Consider the following 26,252-nt stretch of genomic DNA (forward strand, 5'->3'; position numbering starts at 1 on the left):
GCACTGGGTGCGAGGTCTACTCAGAGGTCACGCGACTCAGATGCCGCACTCGCAAAGACTAGGCTGGCGTGGCGAAGACCTACCCAGGTTGAGTATGTGCTTTGGCCGAGCATTGAAAGCGATACGAGGCTTTGGCCGAGCATTGAAAGCGATACGAGGAAACGAAAACGGTGACCGCCGATACCAGTCTTACCGATGACGCTTCTGCGTCCTCATCAGACGTACCCGACGCTTTCATAGATCACGCCAACGTGCGCGTGTTTGCAAAGCTTGCGGTGCTGTTTCTCGTCGTCTCCACAGTTCTCGGTTCCATCGCGGCTGTTTCTCTCGTGAATCCCACCGTTGCCGATATCTCTAGGTTTCTCTCGTATGGCCGGTTGTACCCGGTGGCGACAAACTTGTTCATTAACGGTTGGTTGACTCTCGGGTTCCTCGCGGTCGTTATGTATCTCGTGCCCAGACTGCTCAACAGATCTCTTGCAGCCGCTGGTTCCGCGGTAGTCGGCGCCGGACTGTATGCCGCTGGTGTCATCGCTGCGGCTGGGTTCGTCACGGTGCAAGGCGTTGACGGGAACGTCGGTTTTGAGGCGCCCTGGTATATCGACTTTGTCACCTTGATCGGCGTAATCCTGATTTCACGAGCCGTCGCGTTAACCGTCCGCAAGCGTCCGAAATCGGGCGACGGTGGCGCTGCACCTATTCCGCCGGTGGTGCTGTTTCTTACGGCAGGGGTCATTTGGTTGACCCTTGCGTTGGCAGTCGCACTGCCGTTTGGTGGTGGTCCGACGACTGGTCTTGGTGGGGTTCTCCAGAACATATTTGCCCGGGGCGCCATCGTGGGCCTGTGGTTAACGTCGGCGGGTTTTGGTGCCGTCTACTACATATCTCACCGCATCACCGGCGCCCCGAGCCGTGCCACTGACCGAAGCGTCTTGGCTGCCTTCTGGTCTGTCGCTGTCGTCATGCCGTTTTACGGGGCGACGCAATTGGCACACTCGGTCATGCCTGACTGGTTGGAGACGGTGGGGGCCATGTTTGCAATTGGTGCGCTATTGCCCGCGCTCATTCTAGCGAACGACCTCGCCAGGACAGTGCGATCGCGCATCGACAACGTGACCGATGCTGTCACGCTGAAGTGGCTTTCTTTCGGCACCGCTAGCTTCGTTGCTTTCATTGCACTCACGGTTCTCGGAACAATTCGTTCGGTTGCGGCAGTCGCGCAGTTGACGACGTGGACGTCGGGTATCGAGTTCCTCGCACTCGGCGGTGCCTTCACCGCTTGGTTGGTCGCCTTTTACCGGCACGCCGGTGTTGAGTTTTCGGGTAGACATGTCGACCGTGCAACTTCTGAGTGGCATCTCCGCCTTACCGTGCTCGGCGTGGTTGGTTTCGTTCTGGCTTCCATGTCCGCCGGCGTCGTTTCGGGATATGCCTGGATCGGCGCAGCGAATTCGCCCAACGTCGGAGTGACCGGCGTTGACTTTGCGCTGGCTTCGCAGCCGACGTTATTTGCGCTGGCCACCCGTGGCGCCTCCCTGGGCGTTTTCGCGTTAGGCGCTATCGTGTTCGCAGCGTCGCTGCTGGGTTCTGCGTCGCCGACCACTGACACGCCCGAGGTCGACTCCCTCGATGACGGTCGCTCCGTGCTCTCCGGCTCTCCGGTGGGATTCCCCAAGCTTGTCGGCGCCAGTGTCGGTCTGTTCATCGTGGCGATGTCGGTGGTGTGGCTCATTCCGTCGACCGAAGTGAACCCGACCGAAGGGACCATCCTTGGCGACACCACCAGAATGGAATCAGACGATGTGTTTGCGGCGGGTAAGGCCATCTATCTGCAAGAAGGATGTGTCTACTGTCACACGCAGCAGGTCCGTCCAATTGTTACCGACGTCGATCTTGGCGCGGTGAGCGCGTACGGCGATTACGTGAACGAAGATGTTGTGCCCCTCGGTGTCGCCCGCCTCGGTCCCGATTTGATGCACGCCGGCACTGGCGAGGACACCGGGTCCGTTGTTTTCCTGCGTAGTTTTCTTGAAGATCCTCGGGCGGAGCGTTCTTGGTCCACAATGCCGAGCTATGCGCACCTCTCAGACGCTGAGATCGAAGCGCTTGCGATTTATCTGACCGGGCTTAAGTGAGTTAAGAATGGACCAATCGCTCAACAAGATTTCGGACGAGTACGGCTACCCCGCTGACCTGGTTTCAAGAGCCGCCGCCGCGCGAGCCCAGGTGGAGGGAATCAGCCGCGAAGCCGTCGCCGCCCGCTGGGCGGGGGAAGAAGTGCCCGAAGGGGGAGCGGCACCTGCGGCCGCACCCGCAGCCGTCGCAACCACACAGGACGATGCCGCAACTCCGGCCGGTCTTGATGTCGAAGTGCTCGAAGCCGTTGGGCACGATGAACCTGACCTGCCCGACTCGCCGTCTGTAGTAGATGAGCCAAGTCCGGTAGGCGGGTTCGTGAGATGGCTCGCCATTGTTGCGTTCATCATTCCTGTCATTGCTCTCACGTACGCCTTTGTCGCGCCCGATGGTCCGGCCTGCGGAGCAGCCGGTCAACTCGACGTCGATCCTGCGACTGGGAACGCGGTCGGGTGCGACGGCAAGGCCTACGGTGCCGGTGCCGTCAATTTCTTTGCGCTCGGCCAGGACGTGTACACCGCACAGTGCGTTGCGTGTCACGCTGCCGACGGCAGCGGCGGGGTTGGACCTGCATTCTTCGGTGGGTCAATCGTCGAGACGTTCCCGGCGAATATTTGTGCGGACCATCTTGAGTGGATCACGCTCGGGTCCTCTGGGTGGCAGAACGAGCGTGGTAATACGTACGGTGCCTCCGCCAAACCAGTGCTCGGATTTTCCGGTGTGCCGATGCCAGGCTTTAGTAAGCTGACAGCCGACGAGCTTTCCGCGGTAGCTATATATCAACGTGTCGCATTTGGTGGCGAGGAAATCGCTATCGCAGAAGCTTCCTGCCTCGTCTCCGCAGCCAGTTAGCGATCCCAATTCGTACCGAGGTAAGTTCCGGCGTCCGTAACCCGTAGGATCATCGTCATGCCTTCTCTAGATGTTCTCGTAGTCGGTGGTGGACCCGGTGGCTGTGCGGCCGGATACTGGTTAGCCCGCCAGGGTGTTTCCGTAAGCGTCATCGAGAAGAAGACGTATCCGCGAGCAAAGACGTGCGGGGACGGTCTCACCCCGCGGGCGATCAAGCAGCTTATCGACATGGGGTTCGACTTCGACATCCCTGAGATTCATAAGATCAAAGGACTCCGTGCATACGCCGGCGACCTGGTTCTTGAGATGCCGTGGCCTGAACGAACGACGTACCCGAACTGGGGTGCGTCGATACGCCGAGCCGACTTGGACGGTGCGGTTGCCGAGCTTGCTCGTAGTCAGGGCGCCGAGGTCCGAGAAGGCACGGAGGCAGTTGCAGTTATCGAGGACTGGAGACTGATCGCCGTCGACCTCAAAACAGCCGACGGTTCTGTCGAACGAGTTTTTCCCAAGATTGTCATCATTGCTGATGGATCGTTGAGTCGTTTCGGCCGGGCGCTTGCGGTCCAGCGTCGCCGAGACTACCCGTACGCCCTCGCGGTCCGCACGTATTACCGATCGCCGTATTCGACGAATGAGTTCATCGAAAGCCAACTCGATATCCGCGACAAGGATGGTCGCTCTCTGCCCGGTTACGGGTGGGTGTTCCCGCTCGGTGACGGCACGATCAACGTCGGTGTCGGTGTGCTCTCGACGTTCAAGGGATGGAAAGAGGTCAACACTTCGCACATGCTCGAGTCGTATGTTGCTCGCCTGCCCGAGCATTGGCAGGTTTCGGAGAATGATGTCCTCCAGCCGCCGACTGGCGGCAAGCTGCCGATGGCGATGTCGGTCGGTCCGAAGGTTGGTGCCAACTGGCTCGTCATTGGCGATGCTGCCGGCGCGGTCAATCCGTTCAACGGCGAAGGCATCGACTACGCATACGAGACAGGTCGCATGGCTGCTGATGTGATTGTCGAGGCGCTAGCTGCGAACGATCTTGCGTTGTTGCACCGATACTCGCAAGTACTCGACGACGAGTACGCCGCCTACTACAAGGTCGCGCGGATATTTGTCAACGTCATCGGTAATCCATCGGTGATGAAGGCGCTGACCCAGGTCGGGTTGCGGTCGCGCCCGCTCATGGAGTGGACGTTGAAGGTCATGGCGAACCTGCTCGAGCCCGAGGAGTACGGCATGTCAGAGCGCGTGTACAAAGCGATCGAAAAGGTCGTCCGTTTCGTCCCCAAGTAGCCGCCGTTTTCGGATTCTGGCGCTCTTTACGCCCGTATACGGGCGTGGTTAGCGCCAGAATCCATTTGTCGCGCTGGGGCGCCGATAAGCGCTCGGATACCCGGGCCGAGGCCGTCGAACACGGTGATGTCGTTGCGAATCTCAGCGACGAGAAGCATGCCTTCGGTCAGGGCGAGCACGGCGTCTGCTGCTGCTGCTGACGAGTCTTGCTCGGGGATTTCGCCGGCCGCAATAGCGTCGTCGATTGCTCCCTTGAACAGCTCGCTCATGCGAGCGAGCATTTCCGCAGCAGCGTCCTGAAGACCTGGGTGGAGGCCGGTGGCCTCGCTCCCCACGCTGCCGAATGGGCATCCGTACGCCCGGTCCCATCCCTCTTGCATCGTCTTTACCGACTCGGCATATCGGTCGAATCGTTCGAGCGGCGGGAGATCGCTAGAGAAAGCCGACCCATAGATCCGTTTTGAAGACTCTTCCCAGTCATGGTCCAGAACTGCAAGTCCGAGCTCTTCCTTCGTCTTGAACCAGTAGTAGAAGCTGCCCTTGGGTATCCCGACTGCCTCACAAATGTCGCGGATGCTCACGGCCTCGTACGAACGGGCGCGGATTAGACGTGCGGCCGCTGAAACGATCTCTGGTTTTGTGGTCATACCCAGATACTAGTCGGTCGGTCGACTTGCGTCATAGCAAAGTTCCCTGTATTGTCGTCGACCGGTCGACTACCAGGAGATACCGCGTGCAGATTAAGTATGAGACAACGATTGAGGCTCCCCGGGACCACGTGTGGAAGATCCTCAACGACTTTGGAAATATTGAGAATTTCCACCCCTTCGTGCTCGAGTCGCATTCGCTCTCAGACGCCGCCGGTGGGCTCGGCGCGACGAGGAGGTGCGACTTCGGCAAAGGTGTCGCGGTGAGCGAGCGAATCGTTGGTTGGTCGGATGGAGAGTCGATGGACATCGACATTTACAAACGCGAAGGGATGCCGTCCGTCGTAAAGTCGATGACGGCCCGGTTTGAGTTGTCCGACGCTGGCGACGCAACCCGCGTCGTCGGCTCGCTCTCGATCGAAATCGCGCCAAAGGTCGTTGCGGTGCTCATGGGTCCCATCATGAACCGACAAATGACTAAAGCGTTGCGAGGGCTTTTGGCAGGTATGAAACGGCACGCTGAGACGCAAGACCTCGTCAATGTGGAGTCCGACGTTGACATTGATGCTGTTGTCGCCGTCGCTTAGCGCTAGTCCGGTATGCCGTTAGTCACCCAAGTTCGCGATCGGTCGGTCCGTTAAGATTTATGGTCGCGGAGTTGTGAGCGCCGCCAGCGCCGCCCTGCTGCATGTCGGAACGCAACTCTGGAGCAACGAACCATGATCTCTGGTGAATTTCCAGACGAGTCCAAGTACGTCGATGCACTCGGATCGTCGATGCACTACGTCGAAGAGGGCGAAGGGACCCCGATTCTCTTTCTGCACGGCAACCCGACGTCGAGTTATCTGTGGCGCAATGTCATCCCGTATGCGGCACCGCACGGGCGGGCGATCGCTGTTGATCTGATCGGCATGGGAAAGTCCGCAAAACCTGATGTCGCATATCGGTTTGCAGACCACATCCGATACATAGATGGGTTCATCGAAGCGCTCGGACTCACCAACATCACCTTCGTCATTCACGACTGGGGCGCAGCGATCGGCTTCCACTAAGCAGCCCGCCACCCCGACAACGTGCGCGGCATCGCCTTTATGGAGGCGATCATCCGCCCGGCAAAATGGGCCAACGCCACTTTCGCTCAGCGTCTGCTGTTTAAGCGCATGCGCCACCCGGTCAAAGGGGAGCGGATGATTATCAAGAAGAATTTTTTCATCAAGAGGCTTCTCCCGATGATGGTCGTGCGCAAGCTGACTGCTCAAGAGAAAGCAGCCTACAACGCACCGTTTCTGGACCCTGCGACGCGGGCTCCCATCGCTCAGTGGTCACGAGAGATTCCGTTTGACGGCGATCCTGCGGATAACCATGAGATGATCAACGCGTACTGGGCGTGGCTGCAAAGGACTGAGATCCCAAAGCTGCTGCTGTGGGCAAAACCCGGCGCTCTCATGCCGCCTTCGGCCGCAGCCGGGTTAGGCGAGGCGCTGCCAAATCTCGAGAGTGTGTTTATCGGAAGGGCGAGGCACTATGTGCAGGAGGACCAGCCCGATGCGATCGGTGAGGCCCTTTCGAACTGGCTTGCGCGGTTGCCAACTCTCCGTTGACCGTCGCTTCGCTGAGACGCAGCTCGTCATAGTTTTGGTGGAATGCGATCTCGTTTCTAGGCTGCGGACGTGGAAAGAGGAGTGTCACCGTGACTCTTGTTGCGTATTTACCAATCGGCCTCATGATGCTGCTGGGAATCGGCTTTGCCACGACCGCGATGTGGGTGTCGTGGAAGATTGCACCCAACAATCCCTCCCCCGAAAAGCTCGCTCCGTACGAGTGCGGCATCGTTCCCCTCCAAGAACCCGCCGAGCGTTTCCCCATTAAGTTCTACCTCGTTGCCATGTTGTTCGTGATCTTTGACGTCGAACTTGTGTTTCTGTTCGCATGGGCCGTGCGCTTCGAATCATTCGGGTGGACAGGCATCGCCGCGATGGCAGTGTTCGTCGCGCTGCTCGCAGAGACGCTCGTCTATGTGTGGAAGCGTGGCGCTCTCGACTGGAACGTGGCTCACCGGGCCCGATACCGCAGAGTCGTTGCTGAGTACGCCGACGAAGAGGCGGCGTAGTGGCCGGTGAGACGACCCCACCGGGATTCTTGCTCACCACTCTCGACAAGGGTGTCAACTGGGCGCGAACCCGCTCGATGTGGCCGGCGTCTTTTGGTCTCGCGTGTTGCGCCATCGAGATGATGGCGACCGGCGCATCTCACAACGACATTGCGCGTTTCGGCATGGAAGTGTTCCGCGCTTCTCCGCGTCAGGCTGACCTGATGATCGTTGCCGGGCGCGTTTCGCAGAAAATGGCCCCGGTACTGCGCCAGGTGTATGACCAAATGGCCGATCCGAAATGGGTGATCTCGATGGGTGCGTGCGCATCCACCGGGGGAATGTTCAACAACTACGCGCTGGTGCAAGGCGTCGACCAGATCGTTCCGGTCGACATGTACGTCCCGGGTTGCCCGCCAGGTCCGCAGTCGTTGCTGCACGGTATTTTGAGCCTGCAAGAAGAAATCATGGCTGGCACCATCCGCCGGTAATCGAGGAGTAGCAGAACCAGTGTCTGAGGAGAGCAAAACAAAGCCTAAGAGCGCGACGGCTCAGAGTGTGACGCACGGAGGTGACGCTGGCGCGGCGCGCGTCATGCCCGCAGACGCCGTCTTGGCCGCCCTCGCCGAGGAGTTTGCGAGCGCCGAATTCGAGGTGTTTGAAGCTGCCGGCGCATCGTGGGACATCGTTACGGTGTCGGTAGACGACTATCACGGGTTTGTCGCTGCGGCCCATGCCAGCGGGTACACCATGTTTGTTGACCTGTGCGCCGTTGATTATCTGAGAAGAGACCCCCGTTTCGAAGTCGTGGTGCACATTGAGTCGCCCAGTCCCTACACGAGGTTGCGTATCAAGGTCGGGGTTACGATGCCCGACGTTCTCGTTTCGTCGATCTCCGACATCTACGCGGGTGCCAACTTTTTTGAACGCGAGGCGTTCGACCTCATGGGTGTCAACTTCTCGGGTCACCCCGACCTGACGCGTCTGCTGCTTCCTGACGACTGGGAAGGTCATCCGCTGCGCAAGGACGCAGCGACAGGCACGGTGCCCGTCCAGTTCAAGGCGTCGTACAAAGCCACATGAGCGACACGCCAAACATCCTTGCCGACGAGGACGAAACCAACGGTGGCGACCTGTCACCTATGGCCAGTGACGCGGATTCTCGTCGCGAAATTCACGACCTGTGGGTTGCCGGCACCGAAGAGCCCGATTGGCTGAAGTCGGCGACCGACGAAGGTGCCCAGGAGATCCTCCCAGAGTCCCAAGACCCCGCCGCAGCCATTCAGCTCGGCATCACTGTGGACAACGACTACGTCGATAGCAGCGACGTTGTGCAGGAGCAGCGTCAGATTCTCAACATGGGACCGCAACACCCGTCGACACATGGAGTGTTGCGCCTTCACCTCGAGCTCGAGGGCGAGACCATTCGCCGCGTGAAACCGATCATCGGATACCTCCACACAGGGATGGAAAAAACCGCCGAAACCCTCTCGTACATGCAGGGTTCGACCAACGTCACACGCATGGATTACCTCTCACCGTTTCACAACGAGCTAGCTTTTTCGCTCGCCGTTGAACAGCTCCTCGTCGTTGACATCCCTGCGCGTGCACAGGCCATCCGCGTTCTGATGACCGAATTGAATCGCATTTCGAGCCATCTTCTCTGGGTCGCCACCCAGGGTATGGACATCGGCGCTGTGTCGCTGATGTTGTTCGGGTGGCAAGAGCGCGAATACTGTCTGGAGTTTTTCGAAAAAGTCACCGGTCTTCGTATGAACCACAACTTCATCCGTCCCGGTGGAGTCGCGGCCGACATGCACGACGGCTGGGAAGACGACGTCGAGGATCTTCTCGTCAAGATTCCGCTGGGCATCGAACGGTACGAGAACATGCTCAGTGAGAGTCCCATCTTCCTCGACCGCACCCAGGGCGTTGGTGTAATCACTCCCGAAGAATGCCGTCAGTACGGCGTAACCGGCCCTATCGCACGAGCCTCGGGGATCGACCATGACCTCCGCAAGGTGTTCCCGTACAGCGGAATCGAGCAGTACGACTTCGATATCCCGATTGGGAAACACGGCGACGTGTACGACCGCTACGTTGTGCGCATGGAGGAGATGCGTCAGTCTCTACGCATAGTCAGCCAGGTGCTCAACACCATGCCAGCCGGCGACTATCGGACCGAGGACCGCAAAGTGACGCCGCCGCCGCGCAAGCGCATCGATGAGTCGATGGAGGCGCTCATCCACCACTTCAAACTGTTTACCGAGGGGTTCCGTGTTCCTGCCGGCGAGGCGTACCAAAGTGTGGAGTCCCCTCGCGGTCACCTGGGTGTCTACCTCGTCTCCCAGGGCGGTGCGCGTCCGTGGCGACTCCATGTGCGTGCGCCCTCGTTTGCGGCGGTCCAAGCCATGCCCGTGATGATGACCGACACGTTGATCGCTGACCTTGTCGCAACCCTTGCCTCCACCGACCCGGTACTCGGAGATGTCGATCGATGACTGACCTAATGGCTGACCGTGTGATCAATCAATGGAGTCCCGAGCGTCAGGAGCGTGCTCGGGCGGTGTTGGCCGCCTACCCAGAGCGCCGCTCAGCCGTGATGCCACTGCTCTATCTGGCGTCCCGCGAACACGGGCACTGTACGACCCAAGCAATGGTCGAGGTCGGCAAGATCACCGGACTCACGTCTGTTCAGGTCGAATCGGTCGCTTCCTTTTACTCGATGTACAGGCGCGAAAATGTTGGGAAGTACGTCATCTCGGTCTGTACCTCTATCTCTTGTTTTCTCCTCGGTGCCGATGACGTTCTGGCAGCGATTGAAGATGAGACCGATACGCCAGACGGCGAAACCTCGTCTGACAAGCTTTTCTCGGTCGAACATGTTGAGTGCTCAGGGGCGTGCGGCGGTGCTCCCGCCGTGTCAGTGAACTGGGAACTCATCGAAGGAGTACTTCCTGAAAGGGGGCGCGCATTATGCCGGTGGCTCAGGGACGCACGGCCCGTCACGGTGCTTGCGGACGAAATGCAGACACTCTTCGGCGGTCAGCAGTCCTTTGACTGGGGGATTGTGGAACTTCAGGGCGCGACGAGTCACATACCGGCCTTTGAACCCTACGAGTCGGCCGGGGAATCAGCATGACCGTCGACGCTTCTCCGCCTCCGGTGATCCTTACCAAGCACATGGCCGACGATCGGACTGGGTCAAACACACTGGAAAGCTACGAACGTTCTGGCGGTTATGTGGCGCTACGCAAAGCTTTGACGTCGATGACGAAGGAGCAGATCCGCGACGAAGTCAAAGCTTCGAACATTCGCGGCCGAGGCGGGGCTGGCTTCCCTACGGGCGTGAAGTGGGGATTTCTTGCACCCGCGGAACCTCGATATCTCGTCATCAACGCAGACGAGTCAGAGCCCGGGACGTTCAAAGACCGCCAGCTCCTCGAACGCGACCCGCATCAGCTCATCGAGGGCATCATTGTTTCGGCGTACGCCCTTAACTGCGTGCAGGCCTTTGTCTATGTTCGTGGCGAGTATTCGAAGGCGGCGCGTCGGGTGCAGCGAGCGATCGATGAAGCACGCGCTGCCGGTTACGTCGGCAACGACATACTCGGTTCGGGCTTTTCGCTCGACATCACACTCCACCTTGGCGCTGGCGCCTACATCTGCGGCGAAGAGACGGCGCTGCTCAACTCGTTGGAAGGTCGTCGCGGCGAGCCCCGTGTCAAACCGCCGTTCCCCGCGGTGGAGGGCCTCTACGCCAAACCAACCATTGTGAACAACGTCGAAACGATTTCTAACGTGCCGTGGATTGTCAACAACGGTGGCGCAGCCTATGCAGCGATTGGCCCCGAGCGTTCGGCAGGAACCCGTATGTTCTCGCTTTCAGGACACGTCAACAACCCTGGCAACTACGAGATCGTGATGGGTCTGACATGGCGCGAATTCATTTACGGTCTCGGAGGTGGCATCCTCGGCGGCAAGGAAATCAAATGCTGGATCCCGGGCGGCGCATCAGCGCCCTGGTTCACGCCTGAACTTCTTGACACACCGTTGACGATCGACGACGTTGCCCAGCATGGTTCCATGCTTGGATCAGGCGCTGTTGTCGTGATGGACGAAGACACCAATGTTGTCCATGCAGCGCATCGGCTCGTTCGGTTCTTTGCTCATGAATCCTGCGGCCTATGCACCCCTTGTCGTGAGGGCACCTCGTGGCTTGAGCGTGTGTTGTGGCGCGTCGGCAACGGTATGGGCCGACCGCAAGATATCGACCTGTTACTCGACGTGTGCGACAACATCAGTCCCGGGCTGAGGTGGCCGCCGGCAATGACCACGATTTGTCCGCTGGGTCCGTCGGCGACAGCGCCGGTGACCTCGATCATGAAACATTTCCGTGCAGAGGTTGAGGCGATGATCGCCCAGGTCGCACCGGTGGGGGAGGAGACGTTCGTTGGCTGATCACGAAACACAAGAGATGGTGACGATCACACTCGACGGCGTCGACACGCCAGTTCCCAAAGGGAAACTGCTGATCGACGCTGCTGAAGCGGTCGGGACCTACATACCGCGGTTCTGTCACCAGGCTCGGCTCAAGCCTGTCGCCATTTGCCGGATGTGTCTCGTCGAGGTCGAAGGGCCTCGTGGAAAGGCGCTGGTTCCCTCCTGCACGCAACCTTGTAACGAAGGCATGGTTGTTGAGACCACGAGTGCTGTTGTCCAAAAGGTACAGGAGGGCGTACTTGAGTTCTTGCTACTCAACCATCCTCTCGACTGTTCGGTGTGCGACAAGGGTGGCGAATGTCCGCTCCAGGACCACACCATTGCGTACGGCCCGGGGGAGTCTCGGTTTGTCGAGGAGAAGCGCCACTATGAGAAACCCATCGAGATTTCTGAACTCGTCTTGCTTGACCGCGAGCGCTGCATCCTGTGTGCCCGCTGCACGCGTTTTAGCGATGAGATATCCGGTGACCCGCTGATCGAATTCATCGATCGAGGCAACGGAACCCAAATACTCACGTTTTCCGACGAACCGTTTGCGTCTTACTTCTCCGGCAACACCGTGCAGATCTGTCCGGTCGGCGCTCTGACCGCCAAGCCGTTTCGATTCCGTGCTCGGCCGTGGGATCTTGAAGCGATCGAATCCGTTTCGATGGTCGATTCGGTAGGGTCGAAGGTTTCTGTGCAGACGAGCCAGAACAGCGTGCTTCGCATCGACGGCGTGGATTCGGACACCACCAACCACGGTTGGCTGTCCGACAAGGACCGGTTTATCTACCAGGCGATTCAATCCGAGGACCGGCTCACGATGCCGCTCGTCCGCAAAGACGGGAAGCTTGTCGAGGCTGAATGGGGTGAGGCCTTTGATATCGTCGCTGAACGGCTTGGCGCCCTCCTTGGTGGGGAGATCGCCGGTCTTGGTGGCACCCGCTCAACTAACGAAGAGGCATTCGCGTTCGGAAAGTTCTTGCGGTCCGTTGTTGTCACACCGCACATGGATGCCCAGCTCGACGACGCAATTGCTGACGATTTCCTCGCCGCAGTCGTCGACCGCGCCGAAATCAACGACCTCGAAACCGCAAAGACGATTCTGCTGTGGGCGGGTGACCTGAAGGAGGAGCTGCCGGTCCTCTACCTTCGTGTGCGCCGCGCGGCCACCATCCTTGGAGCCGATCTCATCGTGGTCCACCCTCGGTGGACGGGCCTCAGCGACGTTGCAAAGCATGTCATTACCTACCGCCCCGGTGAGGGGGCAGACACACTTCGCCGTCTCAAGGCTGGGACCGATTCGCTTGCAGACGCCCGCGAGACTCTCAACTTCGGTCCGGTTGTTGCACTTATCGGTCGCACCGGGGGCGCAGAAGATCCGCGTCTCGCCGAGTCTGTCGCCGCCTTCGTCCGCGAACTCCCTGACGCAACCATCTTGCCGCTGGCACGCAGACCTAACGTGTACGGGGCCCTTGACATGGGTGTTTCAGCCGAGCTGCTTCCCGGGCGGGTCAGTGTTCACGATGCCGACGGGAGGGCTGCGCTCGAGGACCACTGGGGACCTCTGCCGGAGGGCCGCGGAAAACACGCGACGGAGATACTTGAGAGCCTGCGCGATGGGTCGATAAGGGCACTTATCACGCTCGGCGCCGACCCGATCGGGAACCATCCACAACCCGGTCTCGCCGCCGAGGCAATCGAAGCTGCGGAATTCGTCGTGTCCCTCGACATATTCTTGAACCAGACTTCAAGCAGAGCCGACGTCGTGTTCCCGGTGGCAGGCTATGGCGAATCCGAGGGGACGGTCACAAACCTTGAAGGACGCGTCCAAAAGCTCAACCGCATCGTCGCCGCCCCAGGCCAAGTACGAACCACATGGTCAGTGCTCGATGAACTTGCCCAGCGCATGGGCGGAAACCTGTCCGCGCACAGCGCGGAAGCGTTAATGAAAGAGATATCCACCGTTGCACCCGCATACCGTGGTATCGACTGGACCCTGCTTGACTGGGGCGACGGACGAGACGGTGTCGTAGTACCGATGCCAGAGGCCACCCAGCCGCTTCAGTACATCCCCGTCGAGTCGTCCACAACAGCCACAACCGGTCGGTTCACGCTTCACCTCGGTCGTGTTCTCTTCGACGACTCGACCATGCTGCAAAACAGCCCCTCGCTAGCGGTTCTTGTGCCGCAGGCCGCCGCCGCGTTTCATCCTCGCGACCTCGCCGTCCTTGCTGTGAAACCAGGCGACGTTGTGAAGGTCTCTGGTGAGTACGGCTCGATCGGACTGCCGGTCAAGGCCGACGAGTCGCTTGTTGAGGGCACGGTGTACGTGCAAGCAAACCTGTCCGGATCGCGGGCATTGGGTGCGTCCCTGATCGTTCAGGTCGACGCGTTGAGAGGGGGCGGTTCCTAGGTGGACATCTTCGTCGAGGCCGCCGTCAAGGTCCTTGTCGCGTTTGCGCTGTTACTCAACGTTGTCGTGGTCATCGTGTGGATGGAACGCAAAGTTGTCGCCGCCATGCAAACCCGTATCGGACCGGATAGGGCAGGTCCGTGGGGCATGTTCCAGACCATTGCGGACGGTATCAAGCTGATGATGAAGGAGTCCTTGACGCCACGCAAGGTGCAGTTCGGCCTCTATATTGCAGCACCAGTTATGGCCTTGGTGCCCGCGCTGCTGCTCTTCCTTGTCATTCCAATCGGAGCACCGTTCCAGTTCGGGGACAGGACCATCACTCTTGCCGTTACCGACCTCAACATCGGCATCCTCTATGTGCTTGCGATTTCTTCGATCGGCGTGTACGCGGTGGTCCTGGCGGGCTGGTCGTCGGGTTCGAAATACCCTCTGTTTGGTTCGGTGCGTGCCTCTGCGCAGATGATCTCCTACGAGGCGGCAATGGGACTCTCGCTTATCCCGGTCATTATCTTTGCAAGGTCAGCGTCGCTCACGGGCATTGTCACCGCACAGGGCGGTGACACTTTCGGGTTCCTCGGCACATGGAACATCGTGCTACTCCCCTCGTTCATCATCTTCTTCATATCCGGGGTCGCGGAGACGAACCGCCCTCCCTTCGATATGGTCGAGGCAGAATCCGAGATCGTCGGCGGTTACCACACTGAATACTCTGGATTCCGGTTTGCGCTCTTCTTCCTTGCAGAGTTCATGAACATGTTCACCATGTCAGCACTGACGATCACCCTGTTCTTCGGCGGGTGGATGGGACCGACCTTTGGGCTTCCCGAGCGAATCCATTGGGTCATCTACATTGCATGGTTCTTTGCAAAGACGTTCACCTTTGTATTCATCTTCATCTGGCTGCGCGCGGCACTGCCTCGAATGAGATACGACCAGCTCATGGGCTTCGGGTGGAAGCGGCTGATCCCGGCCGCGCTGATGTGGTTGGCCACGTTCACCGTCGCCATTGGATACCGGACGTTTGGGCTCCCATGGTCTTGAAAGGTGCAACATGAGTCTGTTAGACACACTCGGCCTGGGCGGGTTCAAAGGCTTCCCAGTCACGTTCAAGCAGATGTTCACGAAGAAAGTTACGCGCAAATACCCGCAAGAAAAGCGCGAGAAGCCACCGCGCTTCCACGGGCGGCATGTGCTCAACAGGTACGAAGACGGCATGGAAAAATGCATCGGATGTGAGTTGTGCGCCGGGGTCTGCCCTGCCCGATGCATATACGTGCGTGGTGCTGACAACCCACCGGAGGCACCGATTAGCCCCGGCGAACGGTACGGATTCGTCTACGAGATCAACATGCTCCGCTGTATCTTCTGTGGCCTGTGTGTCGAGGCGTGCCCGACGACCGCGATCACCATGACCCAGCTCTTCGAAATGTCTGTGACCGACCGTGACGATGCGATCTACACAAAGGACATACTCCTCGTCGAGCCGGACGGCACACCAAATCACACCCAACCAGCCGGCCCGCTCATCGATCTGAACGAACTCAAACTTGCTGACGGGTGGATGCGTGCAACGTCGCCATCGGGCCGGGCCGCGTACGAGGGAATCCCGCAGTGGCCGGGCTCTGCCGGCGTCGGCGTACGTGCGCCTGAGCAGGGCCAACACCCACAGGACGGTGATGCGTAGATGGACGTACGCGTCCTGGTCTTTGCAGTGTTCGCTGTCGCCGCGCTCAGCGGTGCAATCAGCATGGTGCTCGCCAAGAACCCCGTGTATTCGGCGTTCGGCCTGTTGTTGACAATGTTCTCGATTGCGGTGTTCTACATCATGAATGACGCACACTTCGTGGCTGCGTTGCAGATTCTGATCTATGCGGGCGCAGTGATGACTCTGTTCCTCTTCGTCATCATGCTTGTCGGGGTCGACACCTCCGACGAAGCCGAGGAACACATCCGTTTCCAGCGGCCCCTCGCAATGATTCTCGGATCAGGACTGGTGATACTCATCGTGTCCTCCGGTGTCCAGACCTGGGTAAATGCGGGCGCCCAAACGGGTCGCGGGTCGCTTGGGACAATCGAAAACGTCTCGGATGAGTTGTTTGGCACATGGTTGCTACCGTTCGAAGCAACCATTTTCTTACTGACGATCGCCGCTGTTGGGACGATCGGACTTGCGCAGTTTGCCTCCAGACTGCGAGGCGTCGACGGAGAAGACAATGAGTGATCTAGCCGTCACTGCGGGTTGGTACATGACGCTTGCCGCGCTCCTGTTTTCCATCGGCGCCGTCGGGTTGCTGACTCGCCGTAACGCCCTGGTGATGTTTATGTCGATAGAACTCATGTTGAACAGCGTGAACCTCACGTTTGTGGCTGTAGGCAAGGAGTTACGAACTCTCGAAGGCCAGATCGCAAGTCTGTTCGTGGTCGTTGTGGCCGCCGCGGAGGTCACCATAGGGCTTGCGATCATCGTTGCGGTGTTTCGTCACCGATCAACGGCGAGCGTCGACGAACTCTCAGAGATGAAGGGCTAGGGAGTGGTCGACTTCCTGTGGCTCGTTATCGCCCTGCCGCTGTTCGGCGCCGTCGTGCTGCTGCTTTTCGGGAAGCGGCTCGGCGAGCCAACCGCCGGCCGCATCGGGACGCTCATGGTCGCGACAAGTTTTCTCATCGCCGTTATCGCCGCACTGCCGGCGTTCGGCGGCGACATGCAAGCAGAGACCGTGTATCTGTTCGAGTGGATCCCGTCCCTCGGCGTGAACTTCTCGTTGTTATGGGACCCGCTCAGCGCAATGATGACTCTCGTGATCACCGGCGTCGGTACCCTGATTCACATCTACGGTGCCGGATACATGCATGGTGACAAGCGGTTCGGACGCTTCTTCACCTACCTGAATCTATTCATTGTATCGATGCTGATCCTGGTGCTCGGGGACTCGTTCGCGACAATGTTTGTTGGGTGGGAACTGGTCGGGCTGAGTTCGTATCTGCTGATCTCCTTCTGGTTCGAGAAGCCGTCGGCGGCAGCTGCCGGCAAGAAAGCGTTCATTGTCAACCGCATTGGTGACTTCGGGTTTCTGATTGCACTCATGATCATCTTTGCGACGTTCGGGTCACTGTCTTACGAGACCGTTTTCGCCAACGCCAATAGCCTTCAAATCGGGGGCGGGACCGTTACCGCAATCACTCTGCTGCTCCTCGTCGGTGCCGCCGGGAAGTCGGCGCAGTTGCCGCTGTATGTATGGCTCCCGGACGCCATGGAGGGTCCGACGCCAGTATCGGCGCTCATCCACGCGGCAACGATGGTCACCGCGGGTGTGTACATGATCGCCAGGTCGGCGTCGTTGTTTTCCATTGCCCCCGTGTCGTCTGGTGTGGTTGCCACCGTTGGGGCCCTTACGGCGTTGTTTGCGGCAACGATCGCGGTTGGCCAACGTGACATCAAACGGGTTTTGGCGTACTCGACGATCAGTCAGCTCGGTTACATGTTCATGGCGGTCGGTGCCGGAGCATACGTTGCCGGAGCATTTCACTTGCTCACACATGCATTCTTCAAGGCGCTTCTGTTCCTCGGTGCCGGCGCTGTGATCCACGGGATGGGAGACGAACAAGACATGCGCAAGATGGGTGGGCTGCGCAAGGCAATGCCGGTGACGTTTGTCACAATGGCTGTCGGTTGGCTGGCCATCTCCGGCATCCCGCCGTTTGCGGGCTTCTGGTCAAAGGACGAAATCCTCGCAATCACCTACGGCAAGGGTGGTGCGTGGATTGCACTGTGGGCGATCGGCATTGTGACTGCGGCCCTCACCGCGTTTTACATGTCGCGTCTCATGTTTCTCACATTTTGGGGCGAACCGCGCTGGGAGGCCGGTGTAGAGCCGCATGAATCCCCTCGGTCGATGACCCTGCCGCTCGTCGTTCTGGCGGCGTTCTCCGCAGGTATTGGTCTGCTCAACACGCCGTTCAAGCCGTCGCTCGAACACTTTCTTGAGCCAGCGTTCGAAACTGTGCGCGCAGCCCATCTGCCCGAAGGCACGACACCGTGGCTGCTCGCCGGCGTATCGGTGTTCGTCGCGATTGTTGGGATCGCGTTCGCCTACCGGCGATACGTCGTGCGTGAGGTGCCGGCCGAGGACGGGCCACGATGGGATTTGCTCGAAGATGGCTATCGCGTCGACGAACTCTACGGTCGAACGATCGTGCTTCCAGGTAAGGCCGTTGCGAACGTCGCAGCGTTTACCGCCGATGTGAAGGGTGTCGACGGGTTTGTCAACGGTGTCGGTGCTGCCGCGAAGAAGGTTGCGGCAGCGGCGACGCGGCTTCAGACAGGACAGGTGCGATCTTACGGATCCGGAATGTTCATCGGCACCATTGCGCTCATCGTATGGTTCTTGGTGCGGGGAGGGGCGTTCTAGATGTTCCCCGTCCTTGCCTTCCTCGTCGGCCTCCCAGTTCTGGCAGCGGTTGCGGTTGCGCTCATACCAAAGTCGCGCAGCGAACTGCTGCTGCCTGTCGCGTTCGGTCTCAGTCTGCTCCCACTCGCAGTCGCCGGGTACATGGTTTGGACGTTTGACCCGGTCGGTGGCTTCCAATGGACCGAATCGATCATTTGGATAGACCGTCTACGGATCGGGTGGACAGTCGGGGTCGATGGCATCTCGCTATTTCTCGTCGCGTTGACGGCGCTCCTCTTTCCGCTGTCGGTCCTCGCATCGGCGAACATCACGGATCGTCTCAAGGGTTACCTAATCTCGCTGTTTGTTCTCGAAACTGGTGTGCTCGGGGTGTTCATCGTCCTCGACCTCGCGCTTTTCTTCGTCTTTTTCGAGATCGTGCTGATTCCGATGTTCTTTATGATTGGAATCTGGGGCAGCTCGAACCGCCGTTACGCGGCGGTGAAGTTTTTCATCTACACCGCTTTCGGCTCCGCATTTCTACTGGCGGCGATCATCGCCCTCGCCAACAATGCCGGACCCACCCTCCAGACGGTCACGTATCAATGGAGCGAGCTGCTCACCGTCCCCATGTCGACCACGATGGAGACGTGGTTGTTCTTCGGCTTTGCGATTGCGTTTGCAATCAAGGTTCCGCTCTTCCCGCTGCACACGTGGCTACCCGATGCGCACACCGAGGCACCGACCGCGGGGTCGGTGCTGCTGGCAGGCGTGATGCTGAAAATGGGGACGTACGGGTTTATCCGGTTCAACCTGACGTTGTTCCCCAACGCAACCGTGAAATACGGGAAGTGGGTGGCGTTGGTTGCGGTGATCGGCATTGTGTACGCAGCGCTCGTTGCCGTCGTCCAACCCGATGTGAAGCGCCTCGTTGCGTACTCGTCGGTCAGCCACCTCGGGTTCATTGTGCTCGGCACATTTGCACTGACACTTTCCAGCGTGCAGGGCGGACTCATCCAAATGGTGAACCACGGGCTGTCTACCGGTGCACTTTTCCTCCTCATCGGGATGATCTACCAGCGCACCCACACACGAAAAATTGCTGACTACGGTGGGCTTGCGAGCACGATGCCGGTGTTCTCCGGCTTCTTCCTGTTCGCCGTTTTCGCCTCGATCGGTCTACCCGGGCTCAACGGTTTCGTCGGCGAATTCAAGATTCTGGTCGGTTCCTGGCAGACCTTCCCGCTGCTGACGGTTGTTGCGACATCAGGTGTTGTGCTTGCAGCTATCTACCTTTTGTGGGCATACGAGCGGATGTTCACAGGCGCGCCCGGCAAGGCCAACAAAGATCTTGAGGACCTCAACGGGCGTGAGATCGCCATCCTTGTTCCGATCGTTGCGCTGATTCTTTTCCTTGGCATCTATCCAAAACCCGTCCTTGATCGGATGGAGAACGATGTGAACGCGGTGATTACCCGGATCGAGCAAGTCACCGGGTACGAACGTCCAACGTTCGACCTCGAGGGTCGCATATTGAGTGGTGTCTCTGAGGATCCAGACAACCCAACCTCGGACGATTCTGAAGAGGTGGGTGAGTAGTGGGAAACATTGCATTCCTCCCCATTGGTCTTGAAGTCGGTCTGCTGGTTGGTGCGGTCACGGTCCTCATGGTGGCTGTGACGATGGATCTTGGCGCCCGCGTATGGGCGTACGTTGCCGCAACTTCAATCGGATTCGGTTTCGCCATTTCCGTCCGCCAGTGGATCGTTGTAGGGGAGAGGGGTCCGTCGCTTGCGTTCGGCACCCAGGGTCCAGACGGGTCGGCCGTCGCGAACCAGATGGTCGCCCTTGATCGGTTCAGCGCACTCGGCGGGATGATCTTGATGGTTGTGGTTGCGCTCGCCCTCGCCGGTGGGTGGGAACTTGTGAAGGAACTCGGCGATAGAGGGGCAGAGTTCGTCGTGCTCGTCCTGTTGTCAGCCGCGGGTATGCACATGATGATCTCCGCGGCCAACCTCGTCATGCTGTTCGTCGGGCTTGAGACGGCCTCGATCGCTCTCTACGTAATCGCCGGCTTCCTCCGTGACCGGCGCGGCTCGGACGAGGCCGCAATGAAGTACTTCTTGATGGGGTCGTTTGCGTCGGCTTTGTTCATCTACGGCGTGGCCCTGGTCTTTGCGGGTACCGGGTCGACATCGCTCTACGGTGCCACGTCCATCGGGATATTCCTCAATGAAAACGTGGTACCTGACCCCGGGATTCTGCTGATAGGCATAGCGCTGATCATTGTTGGGCTTGGGTTCAAGATCTCCGCAGCGCCATTCCACCAGTGGGCGCCGGACGTCTACCAAGGGGCCAGCACGAGCGCGGTTGCGTTCATGTCGACAGGTGTGAAGGTGGCGGCTGTCGCCGCTCTGGTCCGCATCATGTACGTCGGCTTTTTCAGCTTCTACGACACCTGGTCCGGTGCCGTCGCAATCATCGCGGCACTGTCGATAGTCGTCGGCACCTTCACCGCGATCGCCCAGACCGACATCAAACGCATGCTCGCGTACTCGGGCATTGCCCACGCAGGCTTTTTGCTGATTGGGGTGCTGAGCGCCCGCGTCGATCTCGGAGCCATGTGGTTCTACGTCGCAACCTATACAGTGAGCCTGGTGGGTGCTCTAACGATCGTGTCGCTGGTCGCCGGTCCGAGTTCGGGTCCGGTGCCTATCGACACGTTCCGCGGCCTCGGTAAACGGTCGCCGTTTCTTGCAATGTCTCTTGCGGCGTTTATGTTTTCAATGGCCGGTATACCTGCAACCGCGGGCTTCGTCGGGAAGTTCACCATATTCACTGGAGCAGATCTCTTGGGATTCCGTTGGCTTGTAGTGCTTGCGCTAGTGGCTTCGGTGGCGGGTATGTTCTTCTACCTGCGTATCATCGTGGTCGCTTTCTTTGATGATGCCGAAGACGAGGAGATGCTATCAGCACCGAGAGTCCCGAAACTTGCCATCGGATTCTCCGTCTTTGCAACGGTGCTACTTGGTCTTTGGCCTGCTCTGCTGCTGGACTTCGCACGTGAGGCCCTTCCGCATCTCTAGGTCGTCTCGGCACCTCCGCTCCGGAGGCCTTCGTTGGAAGCAGTGGCTCGGGCGCGGTGCCGCGATTGTCGCTGTCGGTGCCATTGTTCTGCCTACGCCGCTCCTCGTCGCCGACCTCATCTCGACGGGTATCTACATCCTCGCCGAGGGCGAAACGCAGGATGAGGATGTCTCGATCGTTGCCGAGACGGTGCTTGTGAACGGCACCGTCGATGGCGATCTCAATGTCGTTGCATCGAACGTGACGATTACCGGCACGGTACGGGGTGATGTGCTCGTTGCATCCAATGGGACGGTGAGTGTCACGGGGACGATTGAGGGGTCCATCCGCGGTTTTGCGTCGAGATTCGTTCTTGATGGTGTTGTGGAGGGCGATGTCACTGTTGCGGCCATGAGCTTCCTGTCTCGGGGTACGATCGAGCGGGATCTCTTGGTGTTCGGCAATAGCATCGAGCTAGCCGGGGAAGTCGGCCGCAACGTCCGTGGTCGCGTGCTGTCTGCAACCGTGAGCGGATCAGTTGGCCGCGACATCGACATTTCAACCGACACGATGGTTGTCGAATCAACCGCAAAAATCGCCGGGGATCTGACCTACCGGTCGCCGCGGGACGCACGGATAAGCGGCGCTGCGACCATTGATGGTCTGGTGACACCGATCCAGGTGGGGCTGAGTTTCCCGCTGTCGATGTACGTCGCCATCGCAACCATGGTGTCCTGGCTCGGGTTCATCGTTGGTGGAATCGTCACTATCTACCTTTTCCGTTCCACGACTGTGCGGGCGACAGTCGCGGCGGAGACGCACCCGTTTCGCTCCCTAGGTTTCGGACTCATCACCGTCCTCGGCGGCGTCTCGGTTGGCGGTGCACTGGCGATCACGCTCGTCGGCATCCCGGTTTCGATAGCGATCTTTGCACTTGGGGTCATTGCCCTCGCCTTTGCTCCGGTGCCCGTGCTTGCCTCAGTGGGGTCCCGTGCGCTGCAGCGTCGTGGGGGAGTCGTTGGCGGCTTCTTGTTCGGTGCCATGGCGTTGCGCCTCGTGCTGGCGTTCGTACCCACGTTGGGTGTTGGCCTGTACATCGCCACGGTGCTCATGGGCATCGGCGCGTGGGTACAAGGCGCCTGGATCCAGCGCTCCTGGGGCTTACCCCGCCCCGGCGGCGAGATCGTAATCCCCCGTAAGACGTCGGGACGAAGTGATGCGTCGCCACCTGATTCCTCCGGTGACAGCAACGATTCAGACCTCCTAGCGGATGACGATGGCGACTCCGCCTTCGACTCTGAAGATGCTCCATCGGATGATGTTGCTTCCGAGGCTCCGGATTCCTGACCTGCACCTCGGCACCCCGCCGCAGGTGTCTATTCCGAGAGCGGGTAGAGGTGCTGGTTCTTCTTCGCCGTGGTTAGATCGACGGCGTCGGTGCATCGTTCGATGGTGACGTCTGGTTGGTTGAGGAATACACGGATTTTGTCTATTTGCGCTTCGACGGAGTCCCACATCGATGTCTTCCAGGTGGTGAGCGGGGCGACGCGAATGTGCAGGGGTTCGTCCTTCTTCCCAAGGTCCCAGATGCCGATGACACGGCCGTTGCGGGTCACTACCGAGGCTGCGTTGCCCTTGGCGTCGTAGGCGAAGCGGACGTGGCGGTCGTCGATGATGTGGGAACGATCTTTGTGTGCCACCATATGGACGTCCCATGTGGGGAGAAGCCGAACGCCGCCGAGCAGATTCGCGGCGTCTCCTGAGACGCTGAGACCGATGCCGTCGGCAGCAGCATTGGCGTCTGCAGTTGTCCACCCCGTCCACCACGCAAGGTCCGGGATCGTCACCGGGCCGTAGGCATTGACGTATCGCGTCACCAGCGCACGGCGCGCATCTGTCTCGCTGAGCGCAAACGGATCGGTGGTTGGCAACCAATTGTGCCACAGTGCGTAGCGCAGCCGGTTGGAACGCACCCGCCGGTCGCCGGGACCCGGACGATTTTGTGTTCGGCTGCAAGCGTCGCAAGGACGAGGGCAAACAGAGGTCCCGTTACATCACCCGGGTCGGCGAAAGCTTGATTTCATTGGCTGTCAGAGGTCCGTCGGCCAACGCGTCGAGCACCCGCGGCGATATCGTCTCAAGTCGATCACCCAGCTTCTTCGCCCGGTTCGCAACTGCGGCATGGTTGTTCTTGCGAGTGGCCGCAGCCATCACCGGGAGCAGTTCGAGCGGGAAAATGTGTACGGAGTACCGCATTGCGCGGATGGAGGCAACGGTGCGCTCCTCATCGAGTGCGCGGTCGAGGCCGCTGGTCGTCGCAATCGCGTCGCGGGCGAGCAGGGATAGGTACGACATCGGGGCGGTCCCATACACGCCAAGCGACGTTGTGAGTACATCGATCGTGTCAAGGCCCATGATCGCATACTGCCACGTTTTGTGTTCGCAACGCACGGGTTCAATGCGTAGCTCCAGTCGGCGTTGGTAGTGTGTTCATCAATTGTTGAGTCGAGGTTGGGCATGCCCGGTCGGCGGGACGGGTTGGCTGGGTAGCCAAGTCTCTGACTGGGGCGGGTGGTGTTCGTCCTCTTGGAGGATTGGATACCCGATGAAGAACATTTTTCGACAGATTGTGGTGTTAACGGCTGCACTCGTTTTAGTAATTCCGGTTGCGGTGTTTGCAGCCGGTGGCGCGTTCACTGATGATGACGAATCCATTTTTGAGGCTGATATTGAGTGGTTGGCTGCCGCGGGTGTGACGTTGGGTTGTAACCCACCGGCAAATGACAACTTTTGTCCTGAGGGTGGTGTGACTCGTGGCCAGATGGCAGCGTTTATGCGCCGCTTCGCCCAGTACATTGATGCTGAGGATGGGACCGTGGCGAACGCTGACAACGCCGCCAACGCTGACAACGCCGCCAACGCTGCCCTGCTTGGTGGTAAGAGCAAGTCCCAGTTCCAACCCGCCCTGTTCGCCTTTGCATCGAACCTGTCGTTCAGTGTGAATAGCTTTGGCATTTTTACGGTTGTGAGTGCGTCGGTGACTCCCACCGACATAGTGTGTGCCGTAGGCTCGCCACAGGCTGACATCCTCATCCGCGCCTCCGGTCTTGTGACGTCACTCAGTACCGGCGAGAGCGCGCTCTTTGACCTCTATGAAAACGGAAATCTGATCGACGGTACTCACCGTTGGGTCACCGACTCGAATGGGTCGTTTGCAATGGAGTGGTTGTTCGCCTCAAGCGGGGGCACCGAAACGTTCTCGTTGCGGGCCACCGAGGGTGGCAGTGACGTCTACTCCGTTGAGGATGCGCAGATCACCTTGGAAGTAGTCCAGGACACCCGCTGCGAGACCTGAGTCGCACCAACCCCTTCGGCGTCAACAGCGCTGATGGATTCTGAGGCGGGTCCGGAGTACGACGGACTATCCATCACACCGTTGATCATGAAGCGGGTCCCGACCGGATGTGTGTCGGGACCCGCTAGGAGCGCCGGTGCTCGCACCACTTGACCTTGGTGCCGGCGCTAACCGCTACAGAGGCTCGAAGCGTGCCGTGAAGTGTCGAAGTTGGGGTGCTTGCTCGACGATGCGATACCCTTGAATCGAATCTGCCCGTTGGGCGACGTCAATGATCACTTCGGCGACGTAGTCAATGTGACTCTGGGTGTATGTCCGGCGGGGGATGGCGAGGCGGACCAGTTCCATCGCGGCCGGCGTTTCGCTACCGTCCGCATGGACCACGCCAAACATCACCGATCCGATCTCCACTCCCCGGACGCCGCCGGTGCGGTAGAGCTCGACCGCAAGCGCCTGTGCCGGATACTCGGAAGCCGGGATATGTGGCAACATCGCGCCAGCATCGATGTAGATCGCATGACCACCCGCTGGACGCACGATCGGTACGCCGGCGTCGTGGGCCTTGTCTGCGAGATACTGGGTTGACCGAATCCGGTAACGGAGGTAGTCCTCGTCCAACACCTCCTCAAGCCCGGTTGCGATCGCTTCGAGATCGTATCCAGCAAGCCCTCCGTAGGTGGGAAACCCCTCGGTCAGGATGAGGAGGTTGCGACATCGCAGGGCAAGGTCGGTGTCGTTCATTGCGAGGAACCCACCGATGTTGGCGAGTCCGTCCTTCTTCGCAGAGAACGTAGCTCCGTCGACCAGCGAGAACATTTCCTGGGCAATTTCTGCCGGTGTACGGTCGGCGTACCCGTCCTCTCGTATCTTGATGAAGTAGGCGTTCTCCGCAAACCGGCAGGCGTCGAGAAAGAAGGGAATGCCAAACCGGTCACACACGGCCCGCACCGCACGCAGGTTCGCCATAGACACGGGCTGCCCCCCGCCGGAGTTGTTGGTGACTGTCACCATCACGAGAGGGACGCGGTCGGCGCCCACGTCATCGATCAGCGCTTCCAACGCGGCGACATCCATGTTGCCTTTGAACGGGTCGAGGGTTCCCGGCTCAAGGCCGACTGGTACTACGAGGTCGCGTGCTTGCGCCTTCTGGTACTCAATGTTGGCCCGGGTAGTGTCGAAGTGCGTGTTGTTTGGTACGACATCCCCCTCGGTGAGAATCTCGGAGAACAGGATGCGCTCGGCAGCCCGTCCTTGGTGAGTTGGCAATACTTCGGCGAGACCGGTGATACGCGTGACGGCCTCATGGAACCGGTAGAACGACCTGCTCCCGGCGTAGGTCTCGTCGCCGTCCATCATCCCGGCCCACTGACGCGACGACATCGTGCCCGTCCCCGAGTCTGTGAGTAGATCGATCGTGACCTCGTCCCCGCGGAGCCCAAACAGGTTGTAACCCGATCGGATCAGTGCCTTTTCCCGCTCCTCTGCGGTCGGGAAGCTGATCGCCTGAACAGCGTGAATCCGG

At 59.5% G+C, this 26,252-nt stretch carries 24 protein-coding genes and 1 pseudogene; 21 read left to right on the plus strand and 4 right to left on the minus strand.

The window, feature by feature from the left end:
• Positions 1–170 precede the first annotated feature (170 nt).
• Genes IIC71_04530 through IIC71_04540 form a run of 3 tightly spaced genes read left to right on the plus strand, consistent with a single transcriptional unit; the run spans position 171 to position 4,281 of the window.
• Positions 171–2,135, plus strand: a complete 1,965-nt coding sequence (locus IIC71_04530) for a cbb3-type cytochrome c oxidase subunit I (protein MCH7668459.1) — start codon at positions 171–173, stop codon at positions 2,133–2,135.
• Positions 2,136–2,142: 7 nt separating this feature from the next.
• Positions 2,143–2,988, plus strand: a complete 846-nt coding sequence (locus IIC71_04535; GenBank protein ID MCH7668460.1) for a cytochrome c — start codon at positions 2,143–2,145, stop codon at positions 2,986–2,988.
• Between the two features lie 57 nt (positions 2,989–3,045).
• A complete protein-coding gene (locus IIC71_04540; GenBank protein ID MCH7668461.1) occupies positions 3,046–4,281 on the plus strand; it encodes a geranylgeranyl reductase family protein in 1,236 nt (411 codons plus the stop codon).
• A gap of 26 nt (positions 4,282–4,307) precedes the next feature.
• Here IIC71_04540 and IIC71_04545 read toward each other — a convergent pair whose 3' ends face one another.
• On the minus strand, positions 4,308–4,928 hold the full coding sequence (locus IIC71_04545; protein ID MCH7668462.1) for a TetR/AcrR family transcriptional regulator: 621 nt from the start codon (positions 4,926–4,928) through the stop codon (positions 4,308–4,310).
• 86 nt (positions 4,929–5,014) lie between these two features.
• On the opposite strand from IIC71_04545, the gene IIC71_04550 reads away from it, so the two are divergent.
• The 17 genes and pseudogenes from IIC71_04550 (at position 5,015) to IIC71_04630 (ending at position 22,722) form a co-directional block, all read left to right on the plus strand.
• Positions 5,015–5,515, plus strand: coding sequence for an SRPBCC family protein (locus IIC71_04550; GenBank protein MCH7668463.1), 501 nt, complete (start codon positions 5,015–5,017; stop codon positions 5,513–5,515).
• Positions 5,516–5,647: 132 nt separating this feature from the next.
• A pseudogene (locus tag IIC71_04555) lies at positions 5,648–6,529 on the plus strand (haloalkane dehalogenase).
• An 89-nt stretch (positions 6,530–6,618) separates the two neighbouring features.
• Positions 6,619–7,038, plus strand: a complete 420-nt coding sequence (locus tag IIC71_04560) for an NADH-quinone oxidoreductase subunit A (protein MCH7668464.1) — start codon at positions 6,619–6,621, stop codon at positions 7,036–7,038.
• Positions 7,038–7,508 carry an NADH-quinone oxidoreductase subunit B gene (locus IIC71_04565; GenBank protein ID MCH7668465.1) on the plus strand — a complete coding sequence of 157 codons (471 nt, stop codon included), beginning with the start codon at positions 7,038–7,040 and terminating at the stop codon, positions 7,506–7,508. Before IIC71_04560 ends, IIC71_04565 begins: the two co-directional genes overlap by 1 nt.
• A gap of 19 nt (positions 7,509–7,527) precedes the next feature.
• Entirely contained in the window at positions 7,528–8,100 is a 573-nt protein-coding gene (locus IIC71_04570) for an NADH-quinone oxidoreductase subunit C (protein ID MCH7668466.1), read from the plus strand.
• Between the two features lie 59 nt (positions 8,101–8,159).
• Positions 8,160–9,518 carry an NADH-quinone oxidoreductase subunit D gene (locus IIC71_04575; GenBank protein ID MCH7668467.1) on the plus strand — a complete coding sequence of 453 codons (1,359 nt, stop codon included), beginning with the start codon at positions 8,160–8,162 and terminating at the stop codon, positions 9,516–9,518.
• Positions 9,515–10,159 carry an NAD(P)H-dependent oxidoreductase subunit E gene (locus IIC71_04580; GenBank protein ID MCH7668468.1) on the plus strand — a complete coding sequence of 215 codons (645 nt, stop codon included), beginning with the start codon at positions 9,515–9,517 and terminating at the stop codon, positions 10,157–10,159. The genes IIC71_04575 and IIC71_04580 overlap by 4 nt, the downstream gene beginning before the upstream one ends.
• 41 nt (positions 10,160–10,200) lie before the next feature.
• Entirely contained in the window at positions 10,201–11,478 is a 1,278-nt protein-coding gene (gene nuoF, locus IIC71_04585; protein MCH7668469.1) for an NADH-quinone oxidoreductase subunit NuoF, read from the plus strand.
• Complete coding sequence (gene nuoG / locus IIC71_04590; GenBank protein MCH7668470.1) at positions 11,471–13,918, plus strand: NADH-quinone oxidoreductase subunit NuoG; 2,448 nt, start codon at positions 11,471–11,473, stop codon at positions 13,916–13,918. The genes nuoF and nuoG overlap by 8 nt, the downstream gene beginning before the upstream one ends.
• Positions 13,919–14,962: an NADH-quinone oxidoreductase subunit NuoH gene (gene nuoH / locus IIC71_04595; GenBank protein ID MCH7668471.1), complete on the plus strand. Its 1,044-nt coding sequence runs from the start codon at positions 13,919–13,921 to the stop codon at positions 14,960–14,962.
• 10 nt (positions 14,963–14,972) lie between these two features.
• Positions 14,973–15,605: an NADH-quinone oxidoreductase subunit NuoI gene (nuoI, locus tag IIC71_04600; protein ID MCH7668472.1), complete on the plus strand. Its 633-nt coding sequence runs from the start codon at positions 14,973–14,975 to the stop codon at positions 15,603–15,605.
• Positions 15,606–16,142, plus strand: a complete 537-nt coding sequence (locus IIC71_04605; protein ID MCH7668473.1) for an NADH-quinone oxidoreductase subunit J — start codon at positions 15,606–15,608, stop codon at positions 16,140–16,142. It abuts the gene before it with no gap.
• Positions 16,135–16,449, plus strand: a complete 315-nt coding sequence (nuoK, locus tag IIC71_04610) for an NADH-quinone oxidoreductase subunit NuoK (protein ID MCH7668474.1) — start codon at positions 16,135–16,137, stop codon at positions 16,447–16,449. Before IIC71_04605 ends, nuoK begins: the two co-directional genes overlap by 8 nt.
• 3 nt (positions 16,450–16,452) lie before the next feature.
• Positions 16,453–18,330: an NADH-quinone oxidoreductase subunit L gene (gene nuoL, locus IIC71_04615; protein ID MCH7668475.1), complete on the plus strand. Its 1,878-nt coding sequence runs from the start codon at positions 16,453–16,455 to the stop codon at positions 18,328–18,330.
• On the plus strand, positions 18,331–19,908 hold the full coding sequence (locus tag IIC71_04620; protein MCH7668476.1) for an NADH-quinone oxidoreductase subunit M: 1,578 nt from the start codon (positions 18,331–18,333) through the stop codon (positions 19,906–19,908).
• Positions 19,908–21,395 (plus strand): NADH-quinone oxidoreductase subunit N, encoded by a 1,488-nt coding sequence (locus IIC71_04625; GenBank protein MCH7668477.1) that lies wholly within the window; start codon positions 19,908–19,910, stop codon positions 21,393–21,395. The genes IIC71_04620 and IIC71_04625 overlap by 1 nt, the downstream gene beginning before the upstream one ends.
• Positions 21,373–22,722, plus strand: a complete 1,350-nt coding sequence (locus IIC71_04630; protein ID MCH7668478.1) for a hypothetical protein — start codon at positions 21,373–21,375, stop codon at positions 22,720–22,722. The genes IIC71_04625 and IIC71_04630 overlap by 23 nt, the downstream gene beginning before the upstream one ends.
• Positions 22,723–22,751: 29 nt before the next feature.
• On the opposite strand, the gene IIC71_04635 is transcribed toward IIC71_04630, so the two are convergent.
• Positions 22,752–23,348, minus strand: a complete 597-nt coding sequence (locus IIC71_04635) for a winged helix DNA-binding domain-containing protein (GenBank protein ID MCH7668479.1) — start codon at positions 23,346–23,348, stop codon at positions 22,752–22,754.
• 76 nt (positions 23,349–23,424) lie between these two features.
• Positions 23,425–23,790 carry a winged helix DNA-binding domain-containing protein gene (locus tag IIC71_04640; GenBank protein ID MCH7668480.1) on the minus strand — a complete coding sequence of 122 codons (366 nt, stop codon included), beginning with the start codon at positions 23,788–23,790 and terminating at the stop codon, positions 23,425–23,427.
• A gap of 190 nt (positions 23,791–23,980) precedes the next feature.
• Here IIC71_04640 and IIC71_04645 point away from each other — a divergent pair, with 190 nt between their 5' ends.
• On the plus strand, positions 23,981–24,730 hold the full coding sequence (locus IIC71_04645; protein ID MCH7668481.1) for an S-layer homology domain-containing protein: 750 nt from the start codon (positions 23,981–23,983) through the stop codon (positions 24,728–24,730).
• A 174-nt stretch (positions 24,731–24,904) separates the two neighbouring features.
• Here the strand turns inward: IIC71_04645 and IIC71_04650 are convergent.
• On the minus strand, positions 24,905–26,252 hold a 1,348-nt coding region (locus IIC71_04650; GenBank protein MCH7668482.1), incomplete at its 5' end, for a tryptophanase.

It is taken from the genome of Acidobacteriota bacterium, assembly GCA_022562055.1.
GTDB lineage: Bacteria > Actinomycetota > Acidimicrobiia > Spongiisociales > UBA5794 > BMS3BBIN02.

What these genes read in the sequence shown, in the direction of transcription:
- IIC71_04535 (MCH7668460.1), top strand. Translation starts at nt 2,143, where the DNA reads ATGGACCAATCGCTCAACAAGATTTCGGACGAGTACGGCTACCCCGCT.
- IIC71_04540 (MCH7668461.1), top strand. Translation starts at nt 3,046, where the DNA reads ATGCCTTCTCTAGATGTTCTCGTAGTCGGTGGTGGACCCGGTGGCTGT.
- IIC71_04545 (MCH7668462.1), bottom strand. Translation starts at nt 4,928, where the DNA reads ATGACCACAAAACCAGAGATCGTTTCAGCGGCCGCACGTCTAATCCGC.
- IIC71_04575 (MCH7668467.1), top strand. Translation starts at nt 8,160, where the DNA reads ATGGCCAGTGACGCGGATTCTCGTCGCGAAATTCACGACCTGTGGGTT.
- IIC71_04580 (MCH7668468.1), top strand. Translation starts at nt 9,515, where the DNA reads ATGACTGACCTAATGGCTGACCGTGTGATCAATCAATGGAGTCCCGAG.
- nuoF (MCH7668469.1), top strand. Translation starts at nt 10,201, where the DNA reads ATGGCCGACGATCGGACTGGGTCAAACACACTGGAAAGCTACGAACGT.
- nuoI (MCH7668472.1), top strand. Translation starts at nt 14,973, where the DNA reads ATGAGTCTGTTAGACACACTCGGCCTGGGCGGGTTCAAAGGCTTCCCA.
- IIC71_04605 (MCH7668473.1), top strand. Translation starts at nt 15,606, where the DNA reads ATGGACGTACGCGTCCTGGTCTTTGCAGTGTTCGCTGTCGCCGCGCTC.
- nuoK (MCH7668474.1), top strand. Translation starts at nt 16,135, where the DNA reads ATGAGTGATCTAGCCGTCACTGCGGGTTGGTACATGACGCTTGCCGCG.
- IIC71_04620 (MCH7668476.1), top strand. Translation starts at nt 18,331, where the DNA reads ATGTTCCCCGTCCTTGCCTTCCTCGTCGGCCTCCCAGTTCTGGCAGCG.
- IIC71_04640 (MCH7668480.1), bottom strand. Translation starts at nt 23,790, where the DNA reads ATGGGCCTTGACACGATCGATGTACTCACAACGTCGCTTGGCGTGTAT.
- IIC71_04645 (MCH7668481.1), top strand. Translation starts at nt 23,981, where the DNA reads ATGAAGAACATTTTTCGACAGATTGTGGTGTTAACGGCTGCACTCGTT.